We start from the raw sequence: 18,523 nt of genomic DNA, 5'->3' as shown, positions 1-18,523 counted from the left end.
AAGAAATTCTGGCGACTCTCATAATTAGGATATACCATGTCTACAGTAGAAATCAGGAAAGTCACTGACAGGAAAAGTCTGGAAGCCTTTATCCAGTTTCACTACGACCTCTACCGCAATAACCCTTACGATGCCCCCAATCTCCATAGTGACGAGGTGCATACGCTGAGTAAGGACAAGAATGCTGCCTTTGAGTTTTGTGAGGCAGAATATTTCCTTGCCTATCGGGACGGTAAGGTAGCAGGACGTATTGCCGGTATCATCAACCATCGTGCCAATGAGCGGTGGGACCGTAAGAGCGTGCGTTTCGGATGGCTTGATTTCATTGACGACATGGAGGTGTCAAGCGCCTTGTTCGATGCCGTATCAGCATGGGGTAGAGAAAAAGGCATGACAGAGATGGTGGGTCCCCTGGGTTTCACGGATATGGACCCAGAGGGAATGCTCATCGAGGGCTTTGACCAGTTGGGTACGATGTCGACCATTTATAACTACGACTACTACCCCCGCCACATGGAGCAGTTGGGCGGTTGGGAGAAAGACAATGACTATGTGGAGTATAAGCTCATCGTGCCCAAGGGTGACATGCCCGAGAAATACAAGAAAATCTCGGAGATGGTGATGAAGCGTTATAACCTGCATCCCGTACACCCTAAGCGCAGCCAGATCTTCGGCAAGGAACAGATCGGTCGTAAGGTGCTGGAGGTTGTCAATAAGTCATATCAGGACATCTATGGCTTCTCGCAGATGACGGAGGCTCAGATTGACGAATATCTGAAGATGTACTTCCCCCTGCTTGATATGGATATGCTCTGTCTGATAGAAGACTGGAACACCCCTGACCACGATATCATCGGGGTGGGTGTCAGTATCACCAATATGACCCGCGCCTTGCAAAAATGCAAGAACGGACGACTGTTGCCCTTCGGTTGGTGGCACTGTCTGAGAGCCTTGAAATTCCACAAGGCAGAATGTCTGGACCTGTTGCTGATCGGTTTCCTGCCAGAATACCAGAAGAAAGGAGCCAATGCCCTGTTGTTCTACGACCTCATCCCCCATTATCAGAAACACGGTTTCAAGTGGGGAGAGACCAATGTGGAGATGGAGACCAACGAGAAGGTGCAGTCGCAGTGGCAGTATCTGGAGCATGAGTTACACAAGCGCAGGAGGTGCTATAAGAAGAAACTATGAAAGAAGAAATAACCAATAACCAACCCCAAACCCCCTATACCCCGGAATATGATGAGGGGAATATCCAGACACTGACAGGTCTGCAGCATATCCGCCTCCGTCCTGGTATGTATATCGGACGCTTAGGTGACGGATCCTCCCCGGAGGATGGCATCTATGTGTTGTTGAAGGAAGTCTTCGACAACTCCATCGACGAGTTTAAGATGAAGGCTGGTGAGCGCATCGAGGTCAATGTGGAGGATAACCTCCGTATCTCCGTCCGAGACTATGGACGTGGTATCCCACAAGGCAAGCTCATCGAATCGGTGAGTATCCTCAACACCAGTGGCAAGTTCGACTCCAAGGCATTCAAGAAGTCTATCGGACTGAACGGCGTGGGTGTGAAGGCGGTTAACGCGCTGAGCAGTCGTTTCGAGGTACACAGCTATCGTGACGGCAAGGTGCGCAAGGCGGTTTTCGAGTGTGGTGAGCTTATCAGTGACGTGACGGAACCTTCTCAGGATGAGAACGGCACCTATATCTATTTCGAGCCGGACAACACGAAGTTCGTCAACTACCAGTTCCATGACGAGATCGTAGAGAACATGCTCCGCAACTATACTTACCTGAATATCGGACTGACCATCATGTATAATGGTCGGCGCATCCTCTCACGTCATGGCTTGGAGGACTTGTTGAAGGACCGTATGACGAATGACGCCCTCTATCCTATCATCCACCTGCAGGGCGAGGACATCGAGATCGCCTTCACCCACGCCAATCAGTATGGTGAGGAGTATTATTCTTTCGTCAACGGACAGCATACCACACAAGGTGGAACACATCAAAGTGCTTTCAAGGAACATATCGCACGAACCATCAAGGAGTATTTCAACAAGTATGAGTATGGTGATATCCGTACGGGAATCGTGGCAGCTATCTCCATCAATGTGGAGGAGCCTATCTTCGAGAGTCAGACGAAGATCAAGCTGGGTTCTACCACGATGTCACCAGATGGTGTGAGTATCAATAAGTATGTTGGTGACTTCATCAAACAGGAGGTTGACAACTACCTGCATATCCATCAAGACGTGGTGGAGGTGCTGGAACAGAAAATCAAGGAGACAGAGCGGGAGCGTAAGGCAATGGCTGGTGTGACGAAGCTGGCTCGTGACCGTGCCAAGAAGGCAAACCTGCACAATCGTAAATTACGCGACTGCCGTATCCATTTCAGTGATGTCAAGAACGACCGTAAAGAGGAGTCATGTATATTCATCACGGAGGGTGACTCGGCAAGTGGAAGTATCACCAAGAGTCGTGATGTGAACACACAGGCGGTATTCTCTTTGCGAGGAAAACCCCTGAACTCTTTCGGACTCACCAAGAAGGTGGTCTATGAGAACGAGGAGTTTAACTTGCTACAGGCAGCATTGGATATCGAGGAAGGTCTTGACACTCTAAGATATAACAAGGTGATCGTGGCAACAGATGCCGATGTCGACGGCATGCATATCCGTCTGTTGATCATCACGTTCTTCCTGCAGTTCTTCCCGGAACTGATAAAGAAGGGACATGTCTATGTGCTTCAGACCCCTTTGTTCCGAGTCCGTAACCGTCGTACAAAGATCCGAAATAAGGAGATGCGTGAGGATGGCAAGAAGGGTGATTTCGTGACCCGTTACTGTTATAGTGATGAAGAGCGTATAAAAGCGATACAGGAGTTAGGTCCTGACCCGGAGATCACCCGCTTTAAAGGTCTTGGTGAGATCAGCCCGGAGGAGTTCGCAGGTTTTATAGGTCCTGACATCCGTTTGGAGCAAGTCACCCTCCATAAGAACGACCAAGTGCAGAAACTCTTGGAGTATTATATGGGAAAGAACACGATGGAGCGTCAGAACTTCATCATTGACAACCTCGTCATTGAGGAAGACCGTCCTGAGGAGGAAGAATATGATTAAGAAGCACATCCTGTTTGCGGCGATGTTGTCGTTGCATACCCTGGCAGCCTCTGCCCAGTTCCGTATCAACATGGGAGAGGACAGTCCGATGCGTAAGCTGCAGATTGCCGAGATGGCGATCTCTAACCTCTATGTGGACAGTGTCGATGAGCAGAAACTGGTGGAGGACGGTATTCGCGGAATGATTGAGAAGCTTGATCCTCACAGTAGTTATATGACGGCAAAGGAGGTGAAGGCTGCTAATGAGCCGTTGCAAGGTAATTTCGAGGGTATCGGGGTGCAGTTTAATATGGTGGAGGATACCTTATTGGTCGTCCAGCCCGTTGTTGGTGGTCCTTCCGAGAAGAAAGGAATCCTAGCCGGTGACCGTATCGTCTATGTGAATGACACTACGATAGCGGGGGTCTCCATGCCCAAAGAGGAGATTATGCGACGGTTACGAGGTCCGAAGGGAACGAAAGTCCGTCTGGGTATTGTCCGCAGGGGTATTGCTGACACTCTGCGTTTTGTCATCACCCGTGACAAGATACCTGTGAAGTCAATAGATGCCACCTATATGATTCGTCCGGGTATCGGTTATATCCGTATTGGTAACTTTGGTGCCCAGACACATGAGGAGTTCTGTCAGAGTCTGATGAAGCTGACAGGAGAAGGGATGCAGTCGCTGATTCTCGACTTGCAGGAGAACGGAGGCGGTTATCTCCAGTCTGCCGTGGCTATTGCCAATGAGTTCTTGAAGAATAATGACCTGATTGTCTATACCCAAGGACGTCGTGCCCCTCGTAATGAGTATCGCTCACATGGTGGTGGACTCTTTGAGAAAGGAAAAGTCGTAGTATTGATAGACAGCTATTCCGCATCAGCGGCAGAGATCGTGACAGGTGCCATACAAGACCATGACCGTGGTCTGGTAGTGGGGCGTCGTTCCTTTGGTAAGGGACTGGTACAACGTCCTATCGACCTGCCTGACGGTTCGATGATTCGTTTGACCATCGCTCATTACTATACACCCTCAGGTCGTTGCATCCAGAAACCGTATGTGAAGGGTAAGGCAGAAGACTATGCGATGGATGTGATGAACCGTCTGAAGAGTGGGGAGCTGATGCATGCTGACAGTATTCATTTCGCAGACTCACTGAAATATTATACGTTGAAAGAACATCGTGTTGTCTATGGCGGCGGTGGTATCATGCCTGATTATTATGTGCCGTTAGACACCATGAAATATACCCGTTTCCATCGTGAGCTGTCGGCGCGTTCCTATATCATCAATGCCAGTCTGCGTTATGTGGACCAGCATCGCAAACAGTTACAGAAGAAGTATCCTACTTTTGACCAGTTTAGAAAAGAGTTTGAGATACCACAGTCAGTGACGGACGGTATTGTCGCCGAGGCTGAGAAACAGAAGATCAAACCCAAGGATGAAGAAGAACTGCAGAAGACACTGCCTTACCTGCGCTTGCAACTTAAAGCCTTGGTGGCACGTGACCTCTGGGAGACCAGTCAGTACTTCGCTATTATGAATGAGGCGAACGATATTGTTTGTTGCGCTTTGGAATTAATGAATCCATAATACCTTATTATATTATATTTATGAAAAAAATTCTGCTAACTTTATTGTTGTCTGTCGTGATGTTTGCCGCCAAGGCGCAGCAGACAAGTCAGAAACTTTGGTATGACCGACCAGCCTCCCATTGGCTGGAGGCATTACCCATCGGCAACTCACATCTGGGAGCGATGGTGTATGGAGAGACTGACGGTGAGACGATACAACTGAACGAAGAAACTTTCTGGAGCGGGTCTCCTCATCATAACAATAGTCTTGAGGCAAAGGCTCATCTGCAAGAAGTGCGTGACTCTATCTTTGCAGGCAAAGAAGAGGCGGCACATGCAATCCTTGACAAATTCTTCTTCAAAGGTCCTCATGGTATGCGCTTCCTGCCTTTGGGTAATTTAAAGTTGTTTGGAGGTATCGATTTTGAGCATGCTTCCAGCTTCCGTCGAGAGTTGGATCTGGAGACTGCCGTCTGTACGACGATCTACAAAAACAAACAGAATTGTGTCACTTATACCCGTGAGGTGTTTGCCTCACAAGCCGATAATGTCATCGTGATGCGCTTGAAGGCAGACAAGAAAGCCCAGCTTGAGTTCTCTCTAAGTCATTGGTGCCCTACCGCACTCAAGAATAGCAGCCGGGTGCAAGATGGAGAACTCGTCGCCACGGTGCTAAATGTAGAGCAAGAGGGTATCCCTGGTGGGCTGACGGCAGAGATCCGTGTGTTGGTAAAGAGTGATGGCACATGGGACAACACCCCGGATATGATCGTTATCAAAGACGCTACAGAGGCGACCGTTTATATCACTGCCGCTACTAATTTCGTGAATTACCACGATATCAGCGGTCGTCCATCCGAGCTCACCCAACAGACAATAGCCTCTGTCCGTGATAAAAGCTATGATGAGTTATTGAAACGACACCTTCATAAATATCAGGAACAATACCAGCGTGTCAGCCTGTATCTGGGAGGTCAGGATGCCGCTAACCTCCCTACTGATAAGCGTCTTGCGAATTTTGCAGATAGTAAGGATATGGCTATGGTGGCACTGATGTTCCAATATGGTCGTTATCTACTCATCTCCTCTTCTCAACCAGGTGGACAACCAGCTAATCTGCAGGGGGTGTGGAATGACAAGATGAATGCGCCATGGGACTCTAAATATACGATTAACATCAATGCTGAGATGAATTACTGGCCTGCCTTGGTCGGGAATCTCGCCGAGACACAGCAGCCGTTGTTCTCCATGATTCGTGATTTAAGTCATACTGGGGCAGAGACTGCACGGACGATGTATGGCTGTGGTGGATGGGTAGCTCATCATAACACTGACCTCTGGCGTATTGCAGGACCTGTCGATGGCACTACCTGGGGGATGTTCCCAACAGGTGGGGCATGGCTAACTACCCATCTGTGGCAACACTACCTGTTTACGGGTGATAAGGAATTCTTGCGTGAGAATTATCATGTGATGAAGGGGGCAGCAGACTTTCTCCTGGATTATATGCAGCGTCATCCACAGTATGGCTGGTTGATGACGGTGCCTACTGTGTCTCCAGAACATGGTCCGATGGGTAAGAACACTACTGTCACTGCTGGTTCGACAATGGATAACCAGATTGTCTTTGATGTGTTGTCGAATACCCTGAACGCGATGCGTATCATAGGAGAGAAGGATGAGGCTTATGCCCAGCGACTTCAGTATGCCATCAGTCAGTTACCTCCTATGCAGATAGGACGTTATGGGCAGTTACAGGAGTGGTTGCAAGACGGTGATGATCCTAAGGATGAGCATCGTCATATCTCACACCTCTATGGACTCTATCCCTCTAACCAGATATCTCCTTATAGTCATCCAGATCTTTTTGCTGCAGCAAGGAACACATTGAATCAGCGTGGCGATATGGCGACAGGATGGAGCTTAGGGTGGAAGATTAATTTCTGGGCACGTATGCTGGATGGCAATCACGCTTTCCGTATCCTTTCCAATATGTTACATCTTCTTCCTGATGATGCCAAGATGAAAGATTATCCTGACGGACGTACCTATCCGAACCTCTTTGACGCACATCCCCCTTTCCAGATTGATGGTAACTTCGGTAGTGCGGCAGGTATCGCAGAGATGTTGCTGCAGAGTCATGACGGGGCAGTCCATCTGTTGCCCGCCCTCCCAGATATGTGGTCGGAAGGTCAGGTAAAGGGCTTACGAGCCCGTGGTGGCTTTGAGGTCAATATGCAGTGGAAAGAGGGAGCACTGCAAAAAGCAGAGATATTGTCTACTATCGGAGGTGTCCTCCGTATCCGTTCCTATGTCCCATTGACAGGAAAAGGTTTGAAGGAGGCAAAGGGAGCATGTCCTAATGACTTATATGCACCAGCCATCATAAAAGTCCCTGAGCACTCGAAAGAACTCAAGGACTTTCAGGTACCTGTTATTCGACAGGTTTATGAGTATGACATTCTGACCCGTGCAGGTCAGTATTATTTCTTGGAGGCACGTACGAAATAGGCTATCAACAGCACATAGGCAACAAGGGAGAGCAGTTCACTCAGTGGGTTTGCCCACCATCCGCTGTAGTCAAACTGGATACCGCCAAAGCGTAGCAGAGCACTGATAACACCCATCAGGGCACCACCGGCGATAAAGCCGGAAGCGATGAGATTCCCTTTTTCCCCACGTTCCTTGTTGACTTCATTGTCTTTTGAGCGTGTTGTCACATACCAGTTGATGGCACCACCAATGACCAACGGGACATTCAGTTCCATAGGGATGAACATTCCTAAGGCAAAGGCGAGGGCAGGAACTTTACAAAGCGTCAGGATGATAGCGATGACGGCACCGATGATATAAAGAACCCAAGGGGCACCGACGCCATTCATCAAGGGATCGATGACAGCAGCCATCGCATTCGCTTGAGGGGCAGCTAATGTCCCAGAGGCAAAACCATAGGTCTCATTAAGGAGCATCATCACCCCACCGACAGTTGCCGCACTGACCAGTGTACCGAGGAATTTCCAGGTCTCCTGCTTCTTAGGAAGGGTATCTGTCCAATAACCGATTTTCAGATCGGTAATAAAGGAGCCAGCCATAGAGAGTGCCGTACATACCACACCACCCATAATCAGGGCGGCTACCATTCCCCCCGTACCTTTCAGTCCTACGGCAACCATCACTACAGAGGCGAGGATCAGCGTCATCAGGGTCATGCCGCTGACAGGATTACTTCCTACGATAGCAATAGCGTTAGCAGCTACCGTCGTAAACAGGAAAGCTATCACGGCAGTCAGTATAATAGCAACAGCCGCAAATAACAAGTTGCCATCCATGACACCGAACCAGAAGAAAAGGAATGTCAGTACAAGGGTGATAACAGCAGCGACGGCAATGAATTTAAAAGGAAGGTCTTGAGCAATCTGAGCACTTTGAGTACTCTGAGAGCTCTGAGCACCCACCAACCCTACTGCACTCTTAATAACGCTCCATGACTTGATGATGCCAATGATACCAGCCATAGCTATAGCTCCGATACCGATGGACTTACCATAAGATGTAAAAATCTGCTCTGGTGACATGTCACCCACAGCGGTGGTAATAGCTGGGTTCCACTGATCCAAAACGGTATCAGGAAAGAGTAGTGCCATACCTGGTACGACAAGCCACCAGACAAATAACGAGCCGAAGGTGATAATTAGGGCATAACGGAAACCAATGATATAACCAAGTCCAAGCACCGCAGCTCCTGTATTATTCTTGAAAACGAGTTTAGCCTTCTCAGCGATATCCTCCCCGAAGGGAATCATACGACTGGTCACATTCTCATTCCACCATCCGAAAGTAGCGACAATAAAGTCGTATAACCCGCCTACTAGTCCGGCAATCAACAGAGGCTTTGCCTGTGAGCCGCCTTTGTCACCACTCTTCAGTACCTGTGTGGTAGCAGTAGCCTCTGGGAAAGGAAACTGTTCCTGAGGTGCCTCTACGAAATACTTACGGAAGGGGATGAGGAACAGGATACCAAGAACACCACCCAGTAAGGAGGCGATGAAAATCTTCAGGAAGTCAGCGGACATCTCTGGATATTTCGCTTGAAGAATATAGATAGCGGGTAGGGTAAAGATAGCACCAGCCACCACGGCACCAGAGCAGGCGCCAATCGATTGGATAATCACATTCTCACGCAGGGCATTAGAGCGTTTCGCGGCAGTGGAGACGCCAACGGCAATGATAGCTATCGGAATAGCTGCCTCAAAGACTTGTCCTACTTTCAGTCCTAGATAAGCTGCTGCTGCTGAGAAGAGCACAGCCATCAATACACCCCATGTCACTGACCAGGTGTTTACTTCACTTCTTTGTTTCATGATTGATAGTTTCTTTAATTCGTTCCAATCCCTCCATCATACGACTTCGTGGACAAGCAATATTAATACGGATATAACCCTTTCCACTTTCTGCTCCATACATCGTCCCGGGATTAACCCAGACTTTTCCTTTTGTCAAGAGATCGTCACAAAGTTTCTCCACGTCATTGCTATAACGAGTAACATCTAACCATACGAGATAGGTTCCCTCTAGTTGAGTGACTTTGCAGAGCGGAAGCTCTTTCTCAAAGAATTGGCAGAGTGCTTGATAATTATCCCATAGATATTGGTTAAGCTCATCAATCCATTCTTCGCTTTCATTATAGGCAGCCTTCAGCGCTACAGGTCCGAAGGGATTCAGGTCGCATACTTCATGGATATTGATGGCACGATCGATCCTGCGCCTCCATTCTGGTTGTGAGCAAATGATATTCGCTGTCTGGAGTCCTGCGATATTGAAAGACTTGGAAGGTGAGTTGAGGATGACACTATTTTGACGACAGGCGTCGTTGACTGTCGCAAAGGGTTGAAAAAGGTAACCAGGCATGATGAGCTCTCCATGAATTTCGTCACTGATGACCTTTACCCCATATTTCATACAGATCGTATTCATACGTTCCAGCTCTTCCTTGCTCCACACCCGTCCTGTCGGATTGTGAGGATTACAGAGTAGGAAAACAGTTGTCTTCTCGTCTGCACATCGTTGTTCGAAATCCTCCCAGTCCACCACAAAAGAATCCCCATCTTTGACGAGGATGGTCTCAGACACCTCACAACCATTATTCCGGATAGAAGAGAAGAAACAATTATAGTCAGGAGAAAGGATCAGTACTTTCTCTCCTGGCATGGTCAGAGCCTTGATGGCACAGGACATAGCAGGGATGACCCCAGTGGTATAAAGAATCTCTTCTCGTTGGATGGTCCACTGATGGCGGCGATGAAACCATGAGATGACAGCTTCGTAGTAGTCTTCTTCTACGATGGTGTAGCCAAAGATGCTATGTTCCGCACGTTTCTTAATCGCCTCTTGAATAGCGGGAGCTACCGGGAAGTCCATATCAGCGACCCACATAGGAATCACGTCTGCTGAAGGACTCTCATCCCACTTCACACAACTGGTTCCACGTCTGTCAATCGGTTCGTCAAAATGAAACTTCATCCTCTTGTCTTGATTACACAGTTATTCGGTTGACGGACGTTCTCGTCGATGGTAACGGAGCCGATGGAGTCGGCAGTGATATGTCCGCTGGTAGGGTTCTTGATGTGCTCAATATGTCCTCGAATGTCTGCCTCAACAGTCGAATATTCAAAGATACGGTCACATGCCTTGTCAAAGGTACAGTTTTCCAATACGAGGTTGTCCGCATAGCAGAGCAATTGCTCCCCAGCCAGGTGACAATTGACGAGACGCACGTTCTTGGAGTGCCAGGCAAGGTATTCGCCATCCAGTTCAGAGTCATAGATGGTGACATTCTCACACTCCCAGAAAGAGTCTTTCGTTAATATCTTGGCATGGTGTATCTCTACATTCTGGCAATATTGAAACACATACTTCGAATCGCTCTCCAATCCCTCCACATAGATGTTCTTGGAGAACATAAACGGATAGGTGCCACCATGCAGACAGACATTCTTCAGTTTCAGTCCGTCTACCTTCCAGAAGGTCTCATCAGCGTCGAAAATCTGTACGTCCTCTAACTCTACGTTTCTCATCTCACGGAAGAACTTGGGAGCATCAATACGACAACGGCGCATCACGAGGTCGTTAGTGTACCAAATGGCAGAACGGGAGTCCAAGGCGAAATAGCAGTCTTCAATCAGGGCACCATCAACATGCCACCAAGGATATTTCCCGTAAAAACGACAATGACTTGCCTCAATATTCTGGCATTGCTTGATGCCACTCTCACCATCAGTGATGGTGATATTCTCCAAACGTGTATCATGAATGGTGAACAACGGACGTTCTCCACCAAACTCTTTGTCTTTAATCAGTTCCAAGGTTAGTTTATCTTTATGATGGTTTTAGAAAAAGAAGAAGAAATAAGCGGCAGCCCATTCCTTGGGTACTCCAGAGACTTTTCCGATACTGCTTCCATTACCGTTACGAACAGTACCGTCACTCTCTATCTTTCCGATGCTGGAGCCATTACCGTTACGGACAGTACCATTGCTATCTACTTTTCCGATACTGCTTCCACTGCTGTTACGGATAGTGCCGTCGCGATCAATCTTCCCGATGCTGGAACCATTACCGTTACGGACGGTACCATCACTATCGATCTTGCCGATACTGCTTCCGCTGCTATTACGTACCGTACCGTTACTCTCGATCTTTCCGCAACTGCTTCCGTTGCTGTTATAGACCGTCTGTGCCGTAGCTCCAGATGTTATCATCACCAATAAAGCGGCAAATAAAACACGTAGTAATTTCATCATTTCTTGAAGTTTAGTATTAATAACGATGCAAAAATACAAAAAAAAGCGTAACTTTGCAAACAAAAAGGGAAAATACATGAAGAAACTCTATATAGAGACCTACGGCTGTCAGATGAACGTAGCTGATTCTGAGGTTGTTGCCAGTGTTATGCAGATGGCTGGTTATGAGACGACAGACAGTATTGATGAGGCTGATGCCGTCTTCCTGAATACATGCTCTGTGCGGGATAATGCCGAGCAGAAAATCTATCACCGTCTGGATGCCTTAGATGCCATCAAGCGGAAGCGTGGTTTGATTATTGGTGTCTTAGGCTGCATGGCGGAGCGGGTGAAAGATGATCTGTTGGAGCATCACCATTGCGACTTAGTGGCTGGTCCTGATGCCTATCTCTCTCTGCCCGATCTGATGGCGCAGGCAGAGACAGGACATAAGGCGATGAATATAGAGTTGTCGACCTCAGAGACTTATAAGGACGTTGTTCCCCAGCGATTGCATGGGGCGAGGATAGGAGGCTTCGTCAGTATCATGCGTGGTTGCAATAACTTCTGCCATTATTGTATCGTACCTTATACCCGTGGACGTGAGCGGTCTAGGGATGTGGAGAGTATTCTGCGTGAGGTACGTGACCTCAGAGATCGTGGTTTTAAGGAGGTGACATTGTTAGGGCAGAATGTGAACAGCTACCAGGCACCAGATACTGATTTCCCTGCTTTATTAAGAAAAGTCGCCGAGGAGGCTCCCCAGATGCGTGTCCGCTTCACCACTTCCCATCCTAAGGATATGAGTGACGAGACCTTACGGGTCATTGCTGAGATGCCTAATGTCTGCAAGCATATCCACCTTCCAGTACAAAGCGGGTCTGACAGGATCCTGAAACTGATGAACCGGAAATATACTCGTGAATGGTATCTTGACCGTGTAGCCGCTATCCGTCGCATCATTCCTGACTGTGGCCTTTCGACAGATATCTTCGTGGGTTATCATTCAGAGACAGAGGAAGATCACCAGCTCAGTTTAGACCTGATGCGTGAGGTGGGCTATGACTCAGCCTTTATGTTCAAGTACTCGGAGCGTCCGGGTACCTATGCCTCCAAACATCTGCCCGATGATGTCCCAGAGGAGGAGAAGATTCGTCGCTTGAATGAGTTGATAGCCTTACAGACAGAGATCTCTGCCCAACAGAACAAGAAGGATGAGGGTAAGGAGTTTGACGTATTGGTGGAAGGCTTCTCTAAGCGTAGTCGTCAGCAACTCTGTGGACGCACGGAGCAAAACAAGATGGTCGTGTTCGACAAGGGCAGCCACCATATCGGAGAGACAGTCCGTGTGAGAATAACGAATAGTACAAGTGCAACTTTATTTGGTGAAGAGGTATGAAGGATTTTATGCAGGTTCTGAGGCGTTTTGTGATGCCTTATAAAAAATATGTAGCGCTTTCTATCGTTTTTAATATCTTGTCGGCGCTGCTTAATATCTTCTCTTTTGCTGCCTTGATACCTATCTTGCAGATCCTGTTCAAGACAGGTGACCAGGTTGTTGTCACCTCACTGATGGAGTGGGGGGAAGGGAGTTTTAAGGATGTGCTCATCAACAACATCTATTATTACATCAATTACTTCATCGCAGATGTCGGCTCTACTACAACGTTGTTGTTCATTGGTATTTTCCTGATCGTAGCCACCTTGTTGAAGACTTTCGCTTATTTCCTTGCCTCTTCCAGTGTAGTACCTATCCGGACGGGTGTGGTGCGGGATATGCGTAACCAACTGTATAACAAGATTGTCAGTCTTCCATTGGGTTTCTTTACAGAGGAGCGCAAGGGTGATATCATTGCCCGTATGACAGGTGATGTGCAAGAGGTGGAGACCAGTATCATGTCGTCCCTTGACCTGATGTTCAAGAACCCTATTCTGATTATCTCTTATTTTACCACATTGATCGTCATCTCATGGCAACTTACCCTTTTCTCCGTGGTCATCATTCCTGCCATCGGCTGGTTCATGGGCTGGATTGGTCGTAAGCTGAAGGCACAGAGTATCAAGGCACAGTCGTTATGGAGTGATACCATGAGTGTGGTGGATGAGACGTTAGGTGGGTTGCGTATCATCAAGGCGTTCTGTGCGGAGGATAAGATGCGTGACAAGTTTAATCATATCAACTCCACCTATCGCAATGATATCATGAAGGTGAATATCCGTCAGAACATCGGACACCCTTTGTCTGAGTTCCTGGGCACTTGTATGATCGTCATCGTCTTGTGGTTTGGTGGTGTGCTGGTCCTGAACAACCATAGCCTTTCAGGTCCCACCTTTATTTACTACATGGTGATACTCTATTCAATTATCAACCCGTTGAAGGAGGTTTCCAAGGTGGGTTATAATATCCCCAAGGGACTTGCCTCCATGGAGCGTATCGATAAGATATTGTTGGCGGAGAACACGATTAAGGAACCGGCTCATCCCAAGCATCTTGCCTCTTTCGAGCATGAGATAGAGTTCCGTGATGTGTCCTTCCGTTATGGGGAGACATGGATCCTCCGACATATCAATCTGACGATTCCCAAGGGCAAGACCATCGCTATTGTCGGACAGAGCGGTAGTGGTAAGTCGACGATGGTAGACCTCATTCCTCGTTACTATGACGTACAGGAGGGAGAGGTGTTGATAGATGGTATCAATGTCAAGGATTTAGGTGTTCAGGACTTGCGACAGCTGATAGGTAATGTCAACCAGGAGGCGATCCTGTTTAACGACTCCTTTAAGAACAATATCTCTTTTGGAGTGGATGCTGCGACGGATGAGCAGATTGCTGAGGCTGCCAAGATTGCCAATGCCTACGATTTCATCATGCAGAGTGAGCATCAGTTTGAGACGAATATAGGCGATCGTGGCGGACGTCTCTCGGGAGGTCAGCGCCAACGTGTGTCTATTGCTCGTGCTATTCTGAAGAATCCTCCTATCCTGATACTCGATGAGGCAACATCTGCCTTGGACACGGAGAGCGAGCGACTCGTACAGGATGCGTTGGAGCGACTGATGAAGACACGTACTACTGTTGCCATTGCCCACCGTCTCTCGACCATTAAGAACGCGGATGAGATATGTGTCCTCCACGAAGGACAGATCGTAGAGCGTGGTACGCATGATGAGCTCCTCAATATTGATGGCTATTACAAGAAACTGAACGATATGCAGAGTCTATGAGACAAAGGGCGTTATATCTGTTGAGATTCTATCTGGCAACCCTTTTGTTCTTTGTGGTTGGCAAGGTGGGTTTTATGCTCTATCATCATGGAGGGCATGACTTCTCTTTGTCGGATATGATGCAGGTCATCGGACATGGGTTGTCATTAGACCTGAGTACCTCTTTTTATATCTTTATCCTGCCGTTCCTTCTGACCATCATCTCTTTATGGGTCCGGGTGCCAAGATGGGTCTATAGAGTCTACTATGTCATAGCGGCAGTCCTTCTTGCCTTGGCTTTCGTGGCAGACACCAGTCTCTACGAGTTCTGGTTGTTTAAGTTAGACGCCTCTTGTCTGCAATATCTGGAGACCCCTACAGAGGCGATGGCGAGTGTCAGTGTGTGGTATGTCCTGCTCCGCATTCTAAGTTTCCTCCTGATAGCCTTCCTTATCTATTGGGTTTATGACAAGTTAACCTCTTACCTCTTACCTCTTACTTCTTACCTCTCAAAACTAATAGCCACTTTAGTGGCATTGTTGTTGATTCCCTTTATCATCATCGGTATCAGGGGCGGACTGGATGAGTCCACGACGAATATCGGACAGGTGTATTTCTCACAGAACCAGTTCCTGAACCATTCCGCAGTGAATCCCTTCTTCTCTTTCTTTGCCTCTTTCGAGAAGACGGCAAGCAACAATGTGACTTACCACTTCATGGAGGATGCGGAGTGTGAGAAGATCGTTTCTGAACTATACAACACGCAGAGTATGGGTATTGATACCCTGTTGTCGACGCAGCAGCCGAACATCATCGTGATATTGTTGGAGAGTTGTGGGGGACAGTTTACGGAGATCAGTGGTCGTACGGATATCACCCCGAATCTGAACCGTCTTGCCAAAGAGGGTATCTATTTTACGAATTGTTATGGTAACAGTTGGCGTACGGACCGGGGGACGCTATGTACATGGAGCGGCTATCCCTCCTTCCCTACGATGTCGGTGATGAAGATACCTTCTAAGTCCCGTACCATGCCCAATATCGCCAGGACATTACAAGAGGAGCGTGGCTATCATACGCATTATCTCTATGGTGGTGATATTAATTTCACCAATATGCGCAGCTATCTCGTCTCTGGCGGTTTCAGCAACCTGACTTGGAAGGAAGACTATACGTCTGACGAGCAGAAGAGTGCTAAATGGGGTGTTCGTGACGATATCACCTTCGAGACTCTCTATCAGTTGACCACCACGATGCCGCAGCCTTATCTGATAGGTTATTCCACCTTGAGCAGTCATTCTCCCTGGGATGTGCCCATTCACCATTTTGACGACGAGGTACTCAACGCGTTCTATTATCTCGACCAATGTGTGGGTAACTTCATAGAGAGACTGCGGAAGAGTCCTGCCTGGGACAATACCCTGGTCGTCATGTTACCGGATCATGGTATCTTTTATCAGGATATTGACGAGTCAAATCCTCTGCTGAACCATATCCCCATGATATGGGTGGGCGGTGCTGTCAAGGAACCACGACGTGTCGAGCAGATCTGTAACCAGACGGATCTGCCTGCTACGTTATTAGGACAGTTAGGTCTTAACCATGATGCCTATACCTTCAGTCGTGACGTGCTAAGCAAGACCTATACCCGACCTGTTGCCATTCATACTTATGATGACGGCTTTACGATGATAGACTCTACCAGTTTCGTCAATTATGACTTTATCAGCGACAGGGTTGTGAGAAGTGAGGGGAACGGCTGTGAGCGACTCATCCGACAGGCTCAGGCGATATTACAGGCAGCGACTAAAGACTTGAACGAGCGATGAGACGGTGGATGACGAAGACATATTCTCCTGTGCTGGCAGTCCTGTGGAATCTGCTGTTGGCATATTTGGTATACCAGACGGCAAGGTTGGCGTATTATCTGGAGAATAGCGACTACCTCTCTTACTCTTGGGATATCTTCCGTGGGGGCTTGCTTTTCGACACCTCTGCCATCCTCTATACCAATATACTATATGTCATGATGATGCTTATCCCTTGGTATAAAAAGGAGAATAACACCTATCATCTGATTTGTAAGTGGTTGTATATGGTCGTCAATGGTCTCGCCCTTGCCATCAACTTAGCGGATGCGGTCTATTTCCAATATACCATGCGTCGGACGACGACGACGGTATTCCAGGAGTTCTCTAACGAGGGGAATCTGGGTAGTATCATAGGCACGGAGTTCTTGAACCATTGGTACTTGGTACTGCTCTTTGTCGTGGTGATGCTCCTCCTTTGGTATTGCTATGCGAGACCACACCTTGACGGTCGTACGCTCCATGCTCCAAATACGTGGCGATATGCCTTAACCTGTCAGTTGTCATTCATCGCTTTCCTTCCATTCTGTATAGCTGGCATGCGTGGTGGCTTTACCACAGCGGTGCGTCCTATCACTGTCTCTAACGCCAACCAATATGCGGCACGTCCCGTTGATGCAGCCTTGGCATTAAACACACCTTTTGCCCTGATCCGCTCCATCGGCAAGAATGTCTTCGTAGTCCCCCAATATTATAGTAATGAGGAAGAGATGTCACGCATCTATTCTCCTATCCACACTATAGATACTATCCCCCCTATAAAAAAGAATGTCGTCATCCTCATCGTCGAGAGCTTCGGAAGAGAATACATCGGAGCCCTCAACAAAGACCTGGAGGACGGAAAATACAAAGGCTATACCCCTTACGTCGATGCCCTTATCAGCAAGAGCACTACTTTCCGTTATTCATTCTGTAATGGTCGTAAGTCCATTGACGGGATGCCGAGCATCCTCTCCAGCATCCCTATGTTCGTCGAACCGTTTATCCTGACACCCGCCTCGATGAACGACTATACGGGTATCGCTGGTATCTTGGGAAAGGAGGGCTACGAGACGGCTTTCTTCCATGGGGCACAGAACGGCTCGATGGGTTTCCAGGCTTTTGCTCAGAAGACGGGTTTCCAGCGTTATTTTGGGCGTACGGAGTATGAGGCGGCAAAGGGAACGAAAGACTTTGACGGCACATGGGCTATCTGGGACGAGCCGTTCCTGCAGTATTATGCGGAGCAGATGAGTCAGATGAAGGAGCCTTTCATGACGGCTGTCTTCACAGCCTCCAGCCACCATCCTTTTGTAGTACCGGAGTCCTATCAACAACAGTTCCCGGAGGAACACCTGTCAATCCAGAAATGTATCCGTTATACAGATATGGCTATCGGCAAGTTCTTTGAGACGGCAAGCAAGCAACCTTGGTTCGAGCATACCATTTTTGTCTTGACCAGTGACCATACGAATATGAGTGACCATGATTACTATCAAACCGACTTAGGTGGTTTCTGCTCGCCGATTATTATATATGAGCCCAGCCGTCCAGAAGGACAGATGATAGACAAGATTGCCCAGCAGATAGATATCCTGCCTACTGTTCTGGGGATGCTGGGATACCAGAAACCTTATTTCGGCTTTGGCATCGATGTGCTGAATACTCCCAAGGAGGACACCTGGGCTGTCAACTACCTGAATGGTGTCTACCAGTACGTGAAACATGGTTGTGTGCTGCAGTTTGACGGTCAAAAGACCAAGGGGTTCTACTCTTTGCAGGACTCGCTGATGCAACACAACCTCCTGCATCAGTCATCAACCGTCAGCCGTCAACAACAGATGGAGCAGGAGCTGAAGGCGATCATCCAACAATATATGGAACGGATGACACAAGACCGGTTGTCGGTATTAAAGTAATTACAAAATGATTGGACAGACAAGAAAGTGGGTCATCCAGTCATCGACAAAGTCGCTTGCCAGAGCAAGAACCGTCCCGGATTTTCAATACC

12 protein-coding genes are annotated in these 18,523 nt (G+C 48.0%); 8 read left to right on the top strand and 4 right to left on the bottom strand.

Annotated elements, in window-relative coordinates; all coding sequences use genetic code 11:
- Positions 1-36 precede the first annotated feature (36 nt).
- Genes BM257_RS06670 through BM257_RS06655 form a run of 4 tightly spaced genes read left to right on the top strand, consistent with a single transcriptional unit; the run spans position 37 to position 7,193 of the window.
- Complete coding sequence (locus BM257_RS06670; RefSeq protein ID WP_092070073.1) at positions 37-1,191, top strand: N-acetyltransferase; 1,155 nt, start codon at positions 37-39, stop codon at positions 1,189-1,191.
- Entirely contained in the window at positions 1,188-3,128 is a 1,941-nt protein-coding gene (locus BM257_RS06665; protein WP_092070071.1) for a DNA topoisomerase IV subunit B, read from the top strand. The genes BM257_RS06670 and BM257_RS06665 overlap by 4 nt, the downstream gene beginning before the upstream one ends.
- Complete coding sequence (locus BM257_RS06660; RefSeq protein WP_092070068.1) at positions 3,121-4,701, top strand: S41 family peptidase; 1,581 nt, start codon at positions 3,121-3,123, stop codon at positions 4,699-4,701. The genes BM257_RS06665 and BM257_RS06660 overlap by 8 nt, the downstream gene beginning before the upstream one ends.
- Before the next feature lie 20 nt (positions 4,702-4,721).
- Entirely contained in the window at positions 4,722-7,193 is a 2,472-nt protein-coding gene (locus BM257_RS06655) for a glycosyl hydrolase family 95 catalytic domain-containing protein (RefSeq protein ID WP_092070065.1), read from the top strand.
- Here BM257_RS06655 and BM257_RS06650 read toward each other — a convergent pair.
- From BM257_RS06650 to BM257_RS06635, 4 genes are read right to left on the bottom strand one after another with little or no spacing between them, the layout of a single operon-like run.
- On the bottom strand, positions 7,166-9,043 hold the full coding sequence (locus BM257_RS06650; protein ID WP_092070062.1) for an OPT family oligopeptide transporter: 1,878 nt from the start codon (positions 9,041-9,043) through the stop codon (positions 7,166-7,168). The two genes, BM257_RS06655 and BM257_RS06650, sit on opposite strands and share 28 nt — an antisense overlap.
- Positions 9,027-10,202: a MalY/PatB family protein gene (locus BM257_RS06645; protein WP_092070059.1), complete on the bottom strand. Its 1,176-nt coding sequence runs from the start codon at positions 10,200-10,202 to the stop codon at positions 9,027-9,029. The genes BM257_RS06650 and BM257_RS06645 overlap by 17 nt, the downstream gene beginning before the upstream one ends.
- On the bottom strand, positions 10,199-11,044 hold the full coding sequence (locus BM257_RS06640; RefSeq protein ID WP_092070056.1) for a DUF3737 family protein: 846 nt from the start codon (positions 11,042-11,044) through the stop codon (positions 10,199-10,201). The genes BM257_RS06645 and BM257_RS06640 overlap by 4 nt, the downstream gene beginning before the upstream one ends.
- Before the next feature lie 24 nt (positions 11,045-11,068).
- Positions 11,069-11,482 carry a 5-fold beta-flower protein gene (locus BM257_RS06635; protein ID WP_092070054.1) on the bottom strand — a complete coding sequence of 138 codons (414 nt, stop codon included), beginning with the start codon at positions 11,480-11,482 and terminating at the stop codon, positions 11,069-11,071.
- Positions 11,483-11,558: 76 nt separating this feature from the next.
- On the opposite strand from BM257_RS06635, the gene miaB reads away from it, so the two are divergent.
- The 4 genes from miaB to BM257_RS06615 are packed head-to-tail and all read left to right on the top strand — an operon-like array spanning position 11,559 to position 18,431.
- Positions 11,559-12,860 carry a tRNA (N6-isopentenyl adenosine(37)-C2)-methylthiotransferase MiaB gene (gene miaB / locus BM257_RS06630; protein ID WP_218154495.1) on the top strand — a complete coding sequence of 434 codons (1,302 nt, stop codon included), beginning with the start codon at positions 11,559-11,561 and terminating at the stop codon, positions 12,858-12,860.
- Positions 12,857-14,686, top strand: a complete 1,830-nt coding sequence (locus tag BM257_RS06625) for an ABC transporter ATP-binding protein (RefSeq protein ID WP_092070048.1) — start codon at positions 12,857-12,859, stop codon at positions 14,684-14,686. Before miaB ends, BM257_RS06625 begins: the two co-directional genes overlap by 4 nt.
- Complete coding sequence (locus tag BM257_RS06620) at positions 14,683-16,494, top strand: LTA synthase family protein (RefSeq protein ID WP_092070045.1); 1,812 nt, start codon at positions 14,683-14,685, stop codon at positions 16,492-16,494. Before BM257_RS06625 ends, BM257_RS06620 begins: the two co-directional genes overlap by 4 nt.
- The gene (locus BM257_RS06615; RefSeq protein WP_092070042.1) at positions 16,491-18,431 is read left to right on the top strand and encodes an LTA synthase family protein; all 1,941 of its coding nucleotides are present in this window, start codon (positions 16,491-16,493) and stop codon (positions 18,429-18,431) included. Before BM257_RS06620 ends, BM257_RS06615 begins: the two co-directional genes overlap by 4 nt.
- Positions 18,432-18,523 lie beyond the last annotated feature (92 nt).

It is taken from the genome of Prevotella sp. tf2-5, from assembly GCF_900115435.1.
GTDB lineage: Bacteria > Bacteroidota > Bacteroidia > Bacteroidales > Bacteroidaceae > Prevotella.
Note: the sequence above shows the minus strand (reverse complement) of the source record. Positions and strands in the feature narration are given on the sequence as shown.